Raw genomic sequence first — 15,240 nt, 5'->3', positions numbered from 1 at the left:
ACTATTGATAAGGATCAAATGTGCCACCTGCCCAGCCATTTGTTTGTGCAATAGCCGGAGTTTGGGTAAACAGGGTTGGCAGTGGGTACACATAGTACCTGTCGGGTAAGATGATATTGTTCGCGCCTTCCAGTGAGGCAATTACACCTGGACCAAATACGCGGTCATAGTTTGCAGGAGTATTGATTGCGATGGTATCCCTTAATTTAATTCCAAAGGCATCCGTTCTTTCAAGGAATATATCTGTAGGTAGTGCTCCGGTACGCGTTGTTCCGGGGTAGTAAGGCGGTTTGGTTGGTACCCTGTACGATTCCCTTGCCGTGATCAATCCAAGATTGCGGGTTCTTCTCAGGTCAAAGTTCCGGGCGCCTTCCAGCGCAAACTCTACTTGTCTTTCTCTAAGTATAAGCGACCGCATAGCTGCCTGGTTGGTTGCAGGAGCCAGTCCGTAGTCAAATGCACCGGCAACAATCCCGGCTCTTACCCTTATGAGCCGAACCATACTTTTTGCTTCAGCCAGGTTGCCTGTTTCATTTGCGCATTCAGCAAGGTTTAGGATGACTTCAGCCAAACGCAGTTCGATCCAGTCCATACCATTGCCACCACCAGTGTTGGAGTTGTAAACCGCCTGGGCGGGTGTAAGTGAAGGGTTGATAAAACGTTTTAAATAAAAGCCGGTGTTGATAGACCCTTCGTCGGTTATGCCAATATAACTCCACTGCTTACGACCGGCCTTTCCGCTCAGCGGCCATACATCGCCATTATAGGAAATGGAAGCTGCGAAACGTGGATCCCGGTTGAGCCAAAAGTGCACAGGATCGTAATTTGAACCTGCATCGGTTGGAGCAAGGCCGTTGGCCATCGGATATGCCTGAACCAAATTCCATGTGGGTTGATTTGAGCCACCACCTGCGGTGCTTTCTGATGCGGGACGCGTAACGTTCTCAACATTCTGGCCCTGGTCTTTAGAGGCCTGGTATTTTCTTACCAGTAGTATTTCTTTGTGATCTTCTGTAAGGAAGATGTTGGCATAGCTCGACAGCAAAACGTAACCATCAGCAACGCACATATCGTAGGCTACTTTATTTGCCTCGTAAGCTGCTGTCCAACGGGATGCGATATTGCTTGGGTTAAATTGAGGACTTGCCCAGTATAATAATGTTTTCGCTTTTACGGCTGAAGCTGCAGCCCGGGTAACACGCCCAATGTCGGCATTACCGGCCCAGGCTTTAGGCAGATAAGCAGTTGCCGAGTCAAGGTCGCTGGCAATCGCTGCTATACATTCACTGGTTTTAGATCGCGGCACCTGTAACTCCTGGTCAGGAGTCTGGGGATGAAATATCAATGGCACACCCCCATACAGTCTTACCAACTTAAAATAAGTATAAGCTCTGAGGAAGAAGAACTGGCCCTTTAACGGCCTTTTTACATCTTCCGTAAGCCTGGTGGAAGCGTTTAGTCCATCTATTGCCTGGTTGCAACGACGAATATCCGCATACCTGTTTGCAGTAAGGCTGGTTCCGCTGGTTCCGATGTCGGTTACGGAATTCTCCGTAAGCTGACCATAAAGCCATGCAGTACTTGCATTGTTTAGTTCGTCGGAAGTGTTGTGTATACCGCCAAGCGTTGGCCATCCCGGCATAACCAGGGCATAAGTTCTGTTGAGAAATAATCCTACAGCACCTACATCCTCGAAAGACCCTTCGACTTCAAACCCATTGGGATCTGCAACTTCGAAAAAATCTTTCTTGCAGGATGAGAGTAGCGCGCCGCCAAGAAGAAAAGCGGCTGTTACGGAAAGTATCTTATATTTTGAAAACTTCATGTTATTGTTTTTTGAATTAGAGACCCACATTCAAACCCAGGTTAATTGTTCTTAATGTCGGATAGCTGGCGAAGTTGCCGGTGTAAGGATCTTTGTATTTGAGTGGGTTAATCAGCGTCCAAAGGTTGGTTCCACTCAACATCACCCTCATATTCGGAATTTTAAATCTTTCTGAAAGTGCCTTTGGTAAGCTGTAAGAAAGTACCATGTTGTTGATCCTTGCACTTGTACCATTAACGGCCCAGAAAGTAGATGCTTCTCTAATCAGCGGCGCATCAGCTCTTGGATACTTTGCATCCGGGTTTTCCGGTGTCCAGTGGTCATTCCAGAAAGCCGGGCCATTCTGGTTGATGGTTGGTACTTTCCGTGCTTCACTATCGAAAAGTCTTTTACCACCCACCACCAGGTTCATGTTGGTCTGGAGCTTGAATTGTTTGTAGGTAAGTCCAAATGTAATTCCGAACGCAGCATCAGGGGTTGTTCTGCCATACATAAGAGTTACGTCGTTATCATCAATTTTTCCATCACGGTTGATGTCTTCATAATTCATAAATCCAACCTGTGGCTTTTGGTTGCCAATGAGGTAGTTTGGATTTTTCGAAAGCAGTGCATCAACTTCCTCCTGCGAACGCAAGATGCCTGTTGCGATATAACCGTAGTTGTTACCGTTATACGTCCGTGGGTCTTTACCAATTGGGTTTGAAAGACCATTGCTGCCGAACAAACCAAAGTTGATCGGGGTATAGTAGTTCTGTAAAAGCTGACCATTCGACCAGCCAAAGTTTACATCAACATTAAAGTTCAGGTCACGACTAAAATTATCCCGGTAACCCACCGCAAATTCAGATCCCCAGGCAAGTTGCCTGCCGTAATTCTTTACGGGATTGATAAGGCCTGAAGTAAGGGGCACTGAAGCAGCATCAAGCTGGGCAAATGCATCAAACGTATATCGCTGGTAAAAATCAGCAGTAATCGTTAATTTGTTGTTGAGCACTGCAGCGTCAAATCCAAAGTTGAAGCTTCTTGCCTTTTCCCAGGTTGCGTCAGGATTGGGGTAAATATTGGGATCAAGACCATTGGTGAAAGTGTTTCCAAAAAGATAACCGGTTGTTTGTGTAAAACGGCTAACATAAGTTTTGTTTGAAAGCCTGTCCTCTCCTACCATACCATATGTAGCCCTCAGCTTTAGATTCGTTAACCAGCCGAAGTCTTTCATAAAGTTCTCATCACTTACTTTCCAACCCACTCCCACAGTTGGGAAGAAACCCCACCTGTTATCAGGACTAAAGTTTGACGAAGCGTCGTAACGACCGGTAAACTCAACAAAATATTTGTTTTTAAAAGAGTAGTCAGCCCTGCTGATACCAGAACGTTTTGCAAACTGTGTAGCCTGCGGGTTCCGGATGATGTCGGTAAGGGAACCGTAGTTTGCAAAGTCGTTGCTCCATGCCCAGAACTCATCGACACCTGCAACCAATTGTGTCAGTTTGGTCAGGAATAGGTTACGGCTATCGGCTTCACTTTGGTCTGTTCCTACCAACACACTAAATTCATGATCCCTGATCTTTTGAGCATAGCTTAAGGTACCAATCAACTGGTAGCTGCCAGATACGGTTGACCCTTCTGACAACTGATCATTATTCGTAATTCTTTGTGTAGGCGTAGTTGCGTTAATAGAGTCGGTATACAGGGTATTACCATTAGCAGTAGGGCCCCTGCGAACGAAGTTGGTTACCGTATATGCCGGGTAGTATTGCTTATCAGTTGCCGTGCGGTTAAGTTTTCCGAACTGCACTTTCGCAGTCAGGCCCTTTAAAAACGCTGGTTTGTACTCAAGCGATGCATTTACACTTAACCCCTGGGAGCGGTTCCTGGTGTAATTACCGGAATTAAACAATGCCTGCATGTTCCAGTTGCCGGGAGGGTTCGGACCGTTCCAAAAGGTTGGCTGACCATTGATGGTAAGCGGTACCCATTTTGGCGTCAGGTAAAGTGCCCTAATTGATAAGTCATCTGTTTCGGCGTTAGCACCTTTTAATGTATTCCTGTTTTCTTCGTTGAAGTCGGTTGAAACGCTGATGTTAGCAGTCAGTCCTTCTATGATTTTTGCATCCATGCCCGAACGTAAGCTGTACTTGCTAACCTTGATGTCACCATAGTTACCGGTTTCTTTATAAAAACTGCCACCTGCAAAAAAGGTAACCCGGTCTGAACCACCGGAAACGTTAAGGGTATGCCTTTGAACTTTACCGGAATGCCATAGATCATCATACCAGGTTCTGTCGGGCATCTCTCTTAACAACGCAAGATCAGCATCAGAAAATCTTTCTACTATCGGGCGGTTATTTAATGCATATCCATCATTCAAAAATTTAGCATGCTCGTAAGCAGTTAAGGTTTTAGGAGGTTTAACCGCTTCGGTTGAAGTACCCAGGTAGCCGGAATACGACAGTCGTGGTTTACCTATCTTACCTTTTTTGGTGGTGATCAGGATAACACCTTTTGCACCTGCGGCACCATAGATGGCTGCAGACGCATCTTTCAAAAATGTAATATCCTCAATTTGGCTTGCATCGAGGTTTTCGAAAAAGTCAGGATTTGGTGACTGGTTATAAATGGTAGGATTAACAACGATACCATCGATAACATATAGCGGTTGAGATGTCAGGCCTGAAAACGTACTAAGCGTTTGCGAATTCCTGATGTTGATTTCTGTGGTTGAACCAGGCTTACCAGATTGAAAGTTTACACTTACGCCCGGCACCCTGTTTACCAATGCTGAACCAATGTTTGCTACGGGAAGATCTTCGATATCTGCTGCCTTAATCGTTGAAACTGCACCCTGAACATTTACCCTTCTCTTGGTACCATAACCAACAACGATGACGTCGTTCATCTTGTTATCGACCTTGATAAGTGAAACAGTGATACCAGTTTTGCTGCCCACCTTTACTTCCTGCTCTGAAAAACCAACATACGACACTACGAGAACGCTCTCGTTCGAAGGAACACTCAAGGTGAACCGGCCATCAGTGTTTGTGGTTGTTCTTTTAGTTGTGCCTTTAAGTGTTACGGTAACTCCCTCTAGTGGCGCAAGGTTTTCCTGGTTGGTGATTACCCCCGTTACAGTTCTTTCCTGGGCAAATAAGGAGAAACTGCTCAGAAATAAGAGGAGTAATGCGAGTGAGCGGCCCGCGCGTTTTTGATTCATATGACACTTTTTATAGTATAAGATGTGAGGCAGTAATTCCAAATACCGGAACAGCAAAGGGTATTTACCGAGGGCAAATCACCATTGGTATAATTGAAACTATTTATTTGAAGTATTGGGCTTGGATGCGTTGATACGCTTAACCCACTCCTCGCGTTCTTTCGTCAGGTTATAGCCGGCTGCAGACAAGTAATTATTGATCTTTCCTTTGTACTTGCCAAACCACTCATGCTTTTTTTGCGATGACTCTGCATCCATAGCATGCTCGCGCGCTTCAACAAGCCACAACATAATTTGCTTCTTTTGTGCTTCAGTCAGTGAAGGGATCATTTCGAGTGTGGCCTTGTAAGTTACATGAACCACGTCATAAGTCATTCCGTCTTTCACCTTATCAACCTGCTCCGGATTTAGATTCCTGGAAAGCGAGGATAGATAAGCAACATGAAGTTTATCAATCTGTGCACTTGCTTCATCCTGTACCTGCTTCACTTGTAAATTCAAAGCTTCTTTGTCCAGAGCTGTCCCGGCCTTTAATGCTTTGATCCTGTTGTCGCGTGAAGTATGAATATCATTCAGGTTTTTGTACTGCCCCGCAATAAGATCGCGTACGGTGGTCGCCTTGCGACTATCGTTGATACCAAGGGTATTTACAATTTTCTGTGCACGTTCAGTAATCGTCTTCAGGTAGGCAGCCTGCCCGGTAGTGTCGGTGCCGGCACTCTGCGAAAACAAGGATAAGGAGAGAAAAAGAAGCACCAACAAAATGCCATACCGGCCGGCATTGAACCTGCCCGCACGATCAGCGTGATCTACTGGAGAATAAGAATAACCGGATTGTCGTTTATTGTTTATAATAGCGACAGCAGGAACCAACGAAGGATGATGATTATCGTGCAAGCAAATGAAATTAAGTTGTTTCAAATTGGTATCGTTAGCAAGTAATTTAAACCGCCCTGAAGTGCGCAATGCAGGTTTATTTTTACTTAGATAAAAGTAGCTACCATTTACCCCTTAAACAATGTCAGGTTTTACTATAATGATGGATGATTTTACTATTTTCAACATTTTAATCCGTCACTAATCCATCCAGGTGCACCATCAATATAAATGTACATCGGTTGCATTCGTCATATTGTAATTGACACCCAACTAACACCCTATTGAAAGTTGAATTAGCTGTTTGCTATAATTCTTTCGCAAATACGCCTGAAGCTTGGCCCACTGATGTATTATAATACTAATATCAATCAACCAATAACCTTTATGCTATGCTTTGTTGCAGATAAATCACCATTGTGCTGGTTGTACCAGACTACCATAACAAGAACGCAGGTATGCTGTTTTTGCCCTTAGATCGGCGGCTTTGGACCCGGGAGTTTCCGATCGAACTGTTGGAATCAAAATCGGCAATGATGGAGAATATGCTCATAATAACACAGGCTGCTTCATCTAAGAAACAGCCTGTATGCGACGCCTTGAAAATATGTGCAAACTTTACTATTTGTTCTTCTTGGTTACCAACTGCAACAAACATGGAACATTGTTGCCCGCCCGGATGAGCCCGTCGGACGAGTGTCCTCACTTGTACTTGTATCAATATGGCAACAATAAACGGTGCACCTTCAAAATACCTGATCCATATTGCGCACCCTAAATCCTCCCTCTAATCCGTCGCTTAAATCTTGAATATAATGCCGCGTGCCCGGCGCTGATAATAGCCCCTTACAAAAATTACGAAAATACATTATACAGCATCTGACAAGGAGGTAAATGTAAAATCACGAATCTTCATCGGTGGTACAATCATATTACCTGTTCTTTCCGGCTTTCCGAGCTCCTCAACATTGTTTAGCATAATAACCGGGCTCTCATTGAACCTGAAGTTTTTAATCGGGAACTGGATCTTTCCGTTTTCAATATAAAATGTACCATCACGTGTTAGGCCCGTTAATAATAAGGTCTGAGGGTCTACGTTCCGTATATACCAAAACCGGGTAACCAGGATACCCTTCTCGGTATTCTTGATCATATTCTCTAACGAAGCGGTACCTCCCTCAACGATAACGCGGTTTGCAGGCGGCAATGCTTCTGCGTTTTTCTGCTGCGCCCAGTAGCGTGAATAGGCCAGCTTTTTTACAACCCCCTTATCAACCCAAACGGTTTTAGTAACCGGGCGGCCATCAGGACTCCATGTTGCACCGGGCAGGTCAGCATTTAATGGATCCGAATAAATGGTCACTTTGGGATCGAATAGCTGTTCTCCCAGCCGGGTACCCCCACCCTTCTTGCTCATAAAGCTCCTTCCCTCATCGGCGTTTCGCGCGTCGAAACCATTCATCAGGTTCGACAACATATCACTGGCAGCAAGCGGCTCAAGTATAACAGTATACTTGCCGGGCTCGATAGCTTTAGCGCCGGCGGAGCCATTTGCTTTTGAAGCAGCGATCCTGGTCAGCGCAAGGGTGTCAAGTTTGGCAACGTCGTTATAACTTTTGTCTACATATCCTGACCCGGTGCCTGCCTGGTTGCGGAGGGTTACCGAAAACGAAACGTCAGTATTCTTGTTATAACCATACAACCCTTTCGAGTTTAGCATGGCGTTGAAGCCGGCCGTGTTTTCGAGAAAACCCGCTGCCTCTAATTTTCCTTCTTTTGCTACGTTCAGGCTTTTTGCAACGGCGTCAGCGCGCTTGTCAGGATCCATAGCAGCAGTTGCAGGTTTAAAGGCAACAGACTCCAGGTAAGTTTGTGGTCCAAGCAAAGGCATGTATTCCGGGTTCTCGGGTGCAAGACTCGCAAGCTCCTCGGCCCTTTTGATTACCTTCTGTAATGAGGCATCATCAAACTCATTTATGGTTGCAGAACCGCTTTTTTTCCCAAACGATGATGTTACACCCAGTGACATCTGGCTTACATCACCGGCGGTTGAAACAGCATTGCGGGCATATCGTATGTTACCACCCTCTGAACCCCCAAGGGTAACGGTGCATTCATCGGCCTTAGAATAGGACAAGGCCTTTTTTAGTATCGCCTGCGCTTCTTCTGTACTTAAGATCGGCATAGTTCAATTATATTTTTCTTGCTGTATTAATTACGTTTACGCCATTGAAACGGGTTGTTGCGCTGCCATGAGAAACCGCATTCGACTGCGAAGGCTGGCCTTTACCATCGTTAAACGCACCACCCAAACGATAATCGCTTTTATCAGCGATATCAGTGCATGAGTTCCAGAACTCACGGGTATTCGCCTGGTAGGCTACGTCCCGGAGCATTCCTGCTATCTTGCCGTTTTTGATTTCGTAGAAAGTTTGTCCGCCAAACTGGAAATTGTACCGTTGCTGGTCAATCGAAAAAGAACCATCACCAATGATATATATTCCTTTCTCTACATTTTTGATCAGGTCATCCACGCTTCGTTTTTCTTTACCCGGCTGCAGGCTCACGTTTGGCATCCGTTGGAACTGTACATCTGCCCAGCTTTGGGCATAACAGCAACCGTGCGACTCTTCTAAGCCGATAATATGTGCCTGGTCGCGGATGGCCTGGTAATTTACCAGTACCCCGTCTTTGATAAGGTCCCATGTTTTGCAACGCACACCTTCGTCGTCATAACCCACTGCGCCCAGCGAACCTTCCTGGGTTTTATCGGCAACAACATTTACGAGTTTACTTCCGAATGCAAAGTTCTTCCCCTGCCATTTGTCTAAAGTTAGAAAACTGGTGCCGGCATAATTTGCTTCATAGCCTAGCACCCGGTCGAGTTCTGTAGGATGGCCGACAGATTCGTGAATCGTTAACCATAGATGGGAAGGATCAAGTACGAGGTCATATTTGCCGGGCTCCACTGATTTAGCCTTATTCTTTTGAGCAACCTCCGCTGTTGCCGCCTTTATATCTTCCAGCATATCGTAGCGCATACCATAGCGTGTAACTATTCCGGGCACTTTTGCCGATGCGAGCGGTTCAAGGTATTCGTAACCCATTCCCATGGGTGAGCTCAAGGCTTTCCTGGTATCAAACTTTCCATTTGCCTGGTCGATTTTCGTAACCGTAAAGGTTGGAAAAATCCGGTGGATGTCCTGGTCGATGTACGACCCGTCAGTAGAGGCAAAATACTTTTGCTCGTTGACGGCGAAAATATTGGAGTTCACAAAATTTGCCCCGTTCTGCATGGCAATTGCGTTTGCTGAAAGCAAGAGGTCCACCTTATCTTTTACGGGAACTTCAAAAGCATTTTTTTGTATCGGCGGTTTCCAACTTACCTCGCCATATCCTTTCTGCGGCGCAAGTCGAACCGGCTCTCCCTGGATTTTAGCGTTTGCTTCTGCCACGGCAACGGCGCGCTCTGCTGTGGCAGCGAGTGAGGCAGTAGTTACATTATTGGTAGCCGCAAACCCCCAGCAGCCATTTGCCAGTACACGAATACCAACACCAAACGACTCCGTATTTGCCACACCCTGAACTTTGTTTTCGCGGGTAGCAACAACCTGGTTAAGGTACCTGCCTATTCGTACATCAGCATAAGTGGCGCCCCTTGCTTTTGCTGCCGATAGTGCTGCATCGGCAAGTTGCTTTTTTACACTAACATCTATCCCTTCATTTATCGCCTGTAATGGATCAATTGGATTACCCAGCAGAAATGAACGCGGGATCACCAACGCACCCAGGCCCATAGCAGACATTTGCAAAAAGTCTTTTCTTTTCAATATTTTCCTTTTTTAAGGTGATGAAGTTTAATGATGAGAATGGCAAATCATGTCCAGCGGCAATGATTATTCGGGTAATGTCTTGCAGTAATTAAACCGTTAAGCAACAGGCAATCTATCCTTTTTTATGCGCTTTTCATTTGGAGGCAAGGAATTTTTTTTCAATCCATAAGAAACTGCAAGCGGCAAGAAACAAGATCAGAAAGTATTTTGGGTTCACTTCAGCCGTCTCCTGTGAAGGTGCAGGCCTTGCGAGTGCTGAAGGTGAATGGCTTAAAGCATATGCTTTGGTTGCTGATATTTTATCAGCTGCTCTAATCGACGCCCATGCGCCCTCAGGGTAAACATACCACCACCTGGTAGTTCCATCTGCCGCTACAATCTGTTGCCAACCTGCCGTTCTCGGCCAAACGGTTCCTTCCCAGGAATATTCCAGGCTTGGATCTTGGCGGAGGTACACCGATTGTTGCCCGGTTACCCCGGTTGGAATGCCTGGCTGATCGGTTCTGAGGCAAAGCTTCGCGGGTTCATTTACAACCGGCAGTAGTGGCGCAGTTCCCCAGCTCTCGCCAGCCTGGGAAGCTCGCAGCGCACCGTTTATGATGGTTGTCCAGAAGCTGTTATACTCCCCCTGTTGTTCGGCGAGCGACCAAACATAGGTATTGGCTAGGGTACTAAATACGATCTTACCTTTTCCAAATAAGCCCGAGTTTACCAGGGTGCGATTTGCCATGTCGTTAACCAGTGCACGGGTTCCGGCAACCGGTTTGATGTGTAAATGGCCCGCTGCCGGCAGTGAAGGCAACTTGATATCAGTGCTGTTGATCCGGGCGTTAATCGTTGCCGCAGTATTCGGATATGAAAGGGTTGGAAATATTCCGCTATAAAACATACCTCTTCCACCCATGCTATCGGCTGTTACAACAATCCCCAGTCCATCGCTAAACACCATTCGCTGAATTAAATTTTGTGATTGGGTGTTGAGCCCTGCCAGTGTGGAATGGTCGGTAATCAACAGGTCGAACTTTGATAAAAGGGATGCACTAAGGGTAAAGGCCGTTGCGATCGAAGAGTTCACGAGATCGGTCTGAAACTTATTTTTACTTATGGATGTTTTTGCGACCACTTCGTATCCCCTGGCAGTGAGCCACCGCTTGAGAAACTTATGTTCAAAGTCGGGAAACGATGCAAGCAGGATTACCCTTAACGGTTTTGGTGACACGACTTCAATGGGTACAGGATTGTTTTCAAGTGTGTCCTTGCCATTAAGTACCGTAAGTTGATACTGATTACGCCCGGTAAAAACAGGTTTTGTTTTGAGTGTAAAACCTGGTTGGTTTGGATCCAGGGATATCGAGTCAACCGTACGCCCCAATAAGGAAAGCGCGACGTTCACTTTTAATTTTTTAAGGTTGTGATAGGTGCCAGTCACCAACAACTCGTTGCCTGCAATAACCTGACGGTTCCAGTTGATCCCCCGCATGCCTTCGACAGAACCAGGTGGATGATATTTCAAAGGCGTATTGTTGAACGTGGCCAATTCAAAGTCAGAAAAGCCATTGCCAAACACATGGATGGTTTTACCCGTTATTTCCTGAACACCCGTAATGAAAGTGGCACCCATATCGGGATCCGCGGCAATCTGATCACTCGTGGTGTAGATGGGCGGTCGGTTTTGTTGAGCACGTATAAACCGATCCACACTATCGCGATTGAAACCGCCGGTCAAGACAATTGCCGTTGCTTTTTCTTCTACTATTTTCCGTTCGTACCGTAGTGGTATGCCAAGAAGGGCTAAGGAGGCGCATGCTACAAGGCTCGCTATGATCCGACCCCACCTGAACAGCGGGTTTGTCCTCCGGTATTCCCGGTAAGCAAGCCACAGGAACAGGATGGTACATGCAACCGCAATGAACAACCATTCAGTCATGTTTCCGGTTTAGGTTCATCAAATAACGGTCACCTAAACGCATGTTCGGGGCTCGCTCAGTTGCGTGCGGGCGTTCAGCCGGGCTGGTAAGCATTTGCTGAAAGGCCATGCCGGCAACCCTGATATCATTGTTCTGGTACCTACCTTCAAGCACATTGCGCAGGGCTTTATACCCGGGCAAAAAAACTGCAGGCTTATTGGCAGCAAAAACAGACAACCTGTTTGCTGCCTGTTGGAGAACGCCGAGGTTTTCGGCGCTGATCTTTTGTGATGGTCGAATGTCTCCCAATACACCAAGTGCCTTGCGAACCACAAGAGCATTGTCTTCTGGCGCCTTCCGTTCTCCACGATAAACGGGCTGATTTACGTCGGCGAGCTCACCCGTCAGTCGCTTTCCTGGTTGCAGGGGGGTTGTTTTTATACCTGTTTTTGCAACGTATGACCTCGACTTTTGTTGAAGATCTTTGAGTAGCCGCAAAGCCCTGTACTCGAAAGGCAGGGCATCACGGGGTTTTATCGTGCGCAATTGTAGTTCGGCCTTCCACATCTCGCCAAGGGTTGCCTTAAGTTGCTTTTTTGTTTGCGGATCAAAAAAGGTAGCATCTTCGGCAATATCGTGTTTATGGGCATAGCTTTCCACTACCTTGTCGGTGTTCCCGAATTCTTCAGCGTGTTCTTCACCTTCATGGTCATGATCCTCTCCGATCTCGTTGTCCGTTTCTTCGCCCAGGAACTTGCCATAGCGCAGCCGTAATAATTTTTGGTCAACCCCAAGGTCATTGCTTTTCGCCGCAAACAGGGCCGCACTCATCGTATCCCTGTCTTTAAGCAACTGCTCCGTTTCGATTATGATCTGGCGTTGGCTCCTAAAGAATTCCGGTTTCAAGTCCACCCCGTTTGCGAGCCCTTCAATCTCCATCAACCTCGCAGTATCTTCCAGCCGAACGATAAAAATATCAGAACGTTTTTCTTGTTCATAACTGTCCCGTGCCGAAATATAGAAGTACAGCTCGTCGCCCGGCTGCATTCCCATCTGATTGAGATCGATACGACTATTCAGTTGATATCTTGCCTTTCCGGGTGTAAAATTTAGAAAGGTCAATTGTTGTTCCTTAAACTTTACGGCTTCCCCGCTTCCACTCGCAATCGTAGCATGAATCGCTGCTGCAGTAATGCTATAATCATCCGTGAGCAACACATCCACCAATGCTCTTGATGGTTGTCCATATTCAATAAGACTGGTTGGCTTTGGAGAACGAACGATAATAGCGGGTGGCTGATCGCGGCGAAGTTCAATACTGTACAGTTCTGATAGGGTGTTGTTGATCCTGACCTGGTAAAACCCTGCAGCGGTAATCTTTTTATGGCTCTGCCATTCAGTTTGGTCTTTTGTAGAAGGCTTCAACCGCAATACCTGCTTATCATTAAAAATGAGCTCCACACTATTTACGGCAAGCGTAGTGGTTACCTGCCAACTTACTGTTGCACCATCTTCAGCAATGAGGTTGAATAACCCTTGCTCGCGTGCCGGTTTCCGGGTGTATGCAGGCGGGCTTATCCGTATGCGGGCCAACCTGATCGCGGCAAGTTTCGTTTCAGCTTTGGGCCCTGCTAGCGGTGCCAGCGAAGCAAACCCGGATTGATTTGGCGCAACCAATAACATTAGCAATACAACAACGACAGCAGCTATAAGTAAACCGGCACCAAACTGCAATCGCTTTCTCAGACCGGGGGGTTCAGGTACCGTTACAGGAGCCTGCAAGATCTTTTGTGCCTGTAGCTTTTCAAGAGGGTTCATCTGCCCGGGAGCCTTTAACAGAAGAGCTGCACTTTCCTGTAAGTGGCCGGCCGTACTGTTGAGGTATCGAACGACTTCGTCCTGCTTTACCGGGTTAAACCAGCGATGCCTTTTTGCTGCAACAGCTGTAATGCATAACATTAGCGCGATTGGCCAAGTAGAAGTGCCAAACCGGATGAATAAGCCAATCATCATGATGAGTGCAGCAGCAAACAATAACAAGTAAGCGAATAAGATCTTCGCCGACCATCGTTTTTGAAATGAAGCTACCAGCTCCTGTCCCCGCGACTCATGCATTGACGACTCCTTTTTTGTTGTGCAGAGATACCCAGCGTTCCGCAATAAACAAGAGGAATGCAAGCAACCAAAACCAGCGGCTCAGATCTTTTTTCTCTGCGAGCTCCGGCTTCGCAGCGGCAACGTTTGCCGGCTTAGTAACCGGGGCAATTTGCAGTGGATCTATACTCCGAAGATCGGTGCCGGTAAATTCCGCTTCCGCGTGGTTGAACATTAAGCGATAAAGTAGTTCCGGAAATTGGCTGCTCCAAGCGAGATCGTTCCAGGCCGGATCAAAGCGACTGTAATAGCGGTAAACTGTCGACTGACCTTGTTCGCTGGTGAGTAATGGCCTTCCGAAGCCATCCTTCCAGAGCACAACTGCGTTGTGTTGTAAAGTTTCCGGTGCATTTACCTGTTGATAAAGATTAGCGGCGATCGGCAATCCCATTGGTATAATCCCGGTTGAATACTGAGCCAATGGTTTGCCGCCGGCATATACAAAGATGTGTTTGTGCGATGTTGATGGCAGTGCTTCATCACTGAGCCAAAAGAGCCAATCACCTGCCGGGACCCCATTCTTCTGTGTTGTGAATGCAATTGATATTGGCCTTTCAGTAAAGTCCTGAATGGCCCGCAATGCTGCATTAACGTACCTCCCGTCATTGACTTGTTTGCCTGAATAAATAACCACCTTTAACTTACTGGTGGCCACCGGAATGCTGTCGCCGGTTTGCGTTATTAAATAAGGTTGGCCCTCATTGCCCTGATGGATAGCCTTAACGTAGGAAGCCGTATCGACAGCAAGATAACTTATGGCCTTTGATGATGAGGTCTCCTGTATAACTTTCAGCCGGTTAGCCGCAGTTCTGAAAGCATCGACAATACTCGTTTGTATGGTATCCAGGGTTGAGTATACCCGCCAGTTCAGGTTCATGGCAACAACCGGCCTTGCGCCGGAAAAGTGCTGAAGGCGATTTGTGGTAAACAGGTAAATCGGAAGTCGTTCTGGTGCCAGCTGGTCGAGTGATTTCACCAGCCCCCAGTAGTTCAAAATGCTCCTTAAGCCGGTATCGTTGACTGCCTGTTTTACCTGCTCCCAATCTGCCTTTTGAAAACCGGGTTCGAAATATCGAAACGTAAAACCGGCGTTTATCAGGGAATCTATCGTGGATCCATAGATGGTGTAAGCCCGGCCGATGTGCTGCCTTTCGATTAACAACCAGCCCTTTTCTGCCGTTTGCCTGGTTTGTTGTAAATAATACGGCTTAGCCAGCAGCAACGCCAGTGCAATCAAAATAAGGCAGCGAAGGATCAGAAGCAGCAGGTCTGAAAGCTTAAAGCTGGTTGCATGCGCTCGTGAACGCTCGGATAGCAAAGCAATACTACCCACTTTCAGCACCTTGCCCGACCTAACATTCCATAAGTGAATGACAATTGGAACAATAATGCCTGCAATCGCCAATAACCATATGGATTGAAGAAAGTACATCG

The 15,240-nt window shown here is 46.7% G+C and carries 8 protein-coding genes; all 8 read right to left on the bottom strand.

Features of this window, described 5'->3' with window-relative positions; genetic code table 11:
* Position 1: 1 nt before the first annotated feature.
* On the bottom strand, positions 2 to 1,825 hold the full coding sequence (locus tag EXU57_RS07625; protein WP_165958070.1) for a RagB/SusD family nutrient uptake outer membrane protein: 1,824 nt from the start codon (positions 1,823 to 1,825) through the stop codon (positions 2 to 4).
* Positions 1,826 to 1,841: 16 nt separating this feature from the next.
* On the bottom strand, positions 1,842 to 5,036 hold the full coding sequence (locus tag EXU57_RS07620; RefSeq protein ID WP_133267588.1) for a SusC/RagA family TonB-linked outer membrane protein: 3,195 nt from the start codon (positions 5,034 to 5,036) through the stop codon (positions 1,842 to 1,844).
* 99 nt (positions 5,037 to 5,135) lie between these two features.
* Positions 5,136 to 5,957 (bottom strand): DUF3826 domain-containing protein, encoded by an 822-nt coding sequence (locus EXU57_RS07615; RefSeq protein ID WP_207955415.1) that lies wholly within the window; start codon positions 5,955 to 5,957, stop codon positions 5,136 to 5,138.
* A gap of 823 nt (positions 5,958 to 6,780) precedes the next feature.
* Complete coding sequence (locus EXU57_RS07610) at positions 6,781 to 8,097, bottom strand: TldD/PmbA family protein (protein ID WP_133267587.1); 1,317 nt, start codon at positions 8,095 to 8,097, stop codon at positions 6,781 to 6,783.
* Between the two features lie 7 nt (positions 8,098 to 8,104).
* Positions 8,105 to 9,742 carry a TldD/PmbA family protein gene (locus tag EXU57_RS07605; RefSeq protein ID WP_133267586.1) on the bottom strand — a complete coding sequence of 546 codons (1,638 nt, stop codon included), beginning with the start codon at positions 9,740 to 9,742 and terminating at the stop codon, positions 8,105 to 8,107.
* Positions 9,743 to 9,878: 136 nt separating this feature from the next.
* Complete coding sequence (locus EXU57_RS07600) at positions 9,879 to 11,672, bottom strand: hypothetical protein (RefSeq protein ID WP_133267585.1); 1,794 nt, start codon at positions 11,670 to 11,672, stop codon at positions 9,879 to 9,881.
* Complete coding sequence (locus EXU57_RS07595; RefSeq protein ID WP_133267584.1) at positions 11,665 to 13,767, bottom strand: DUF4175 family protein; 2,103 nt, start codon at positions 13,765 to 13,767, stop codon at positions 11,665 to 11,667. The genes EXU57_RS07600 and EXU57_RS07595 overlap by 8 nt, the downstream gene beginning before the upstream one ends.
* Positions 13,760 to 15,238: a BatA domain-containing protein gene (locus tag EXU57_RS07590; protein ID WP_133267583.1), complete on the bottom strand. Its 1,479-nt coding sequence runs from the start codon at positions 15,236 to 15,238 to the stop codon at positions 13,760 to 13,762. Before EXU57_RS07590 ends, EXU57_RS07595 begins: the two co-directional genes overlap by 8 nt.
* Positions 15,239 to 15,240 lie beyond the last annotated feature (2 nt).

The organism is Segetibacter sp. 3557_3 (assembly GCF_004354985.1).
In the GTDB taxonomy this organism is placed as follows: domain Bacteria; phylum Bacteroidota; class Bacteroidia; order Chitinophagales; family Chitinophagaceae; genus Segetibacter.
This window is presented reverse-complemented; position numbering and strand designations above follow the sequence as displayed.

Coding starts and splice junctions, on each gene's coding strand:
- EXU57_RS07625 (WP_165958070.1), bottom strand. CDS start 1,825: ATGAAGTTTTCAAAATATAAGATACTTTCCGTAACAGCCGCTTTTCTT.
- EXU57_RS07620 (WP_133267588.1), bottom strand. CDS start 5,036: ATGAATCAAAAACGCGCGGGCCGCTCACTCGCATTACTCCTCTTATTT.
- EXU57_RS07610 (WP_133267587.1), bottom strand. CDS start 8,097: ATGCCGATCTTAAGTACAGAAGAAGCGCAGGCGATACTAAAAAAGGCC.
- EXU57_RS07600 (WP_133267585.1), bottom strand. CDS start 11,672: ATGACTGAATGGTTGTTCATTGCGGTTGCATGTACCATCCTGTTCCTG.
- EXU57_RS07595 (WP_133267584.1), bottom strand. CDS start 13,767: ATGCATGAGTCGCGGGGACAGGAGCTGGTAGCTTCATTTCAAAAACGA.
- EXU57_RS07590 (WP_133267583.1), bottom strand. CDS start 15,238: ATGTACTTTCTTCAATCCATATGGTTATTGGCGATTGCAGGCATTATT.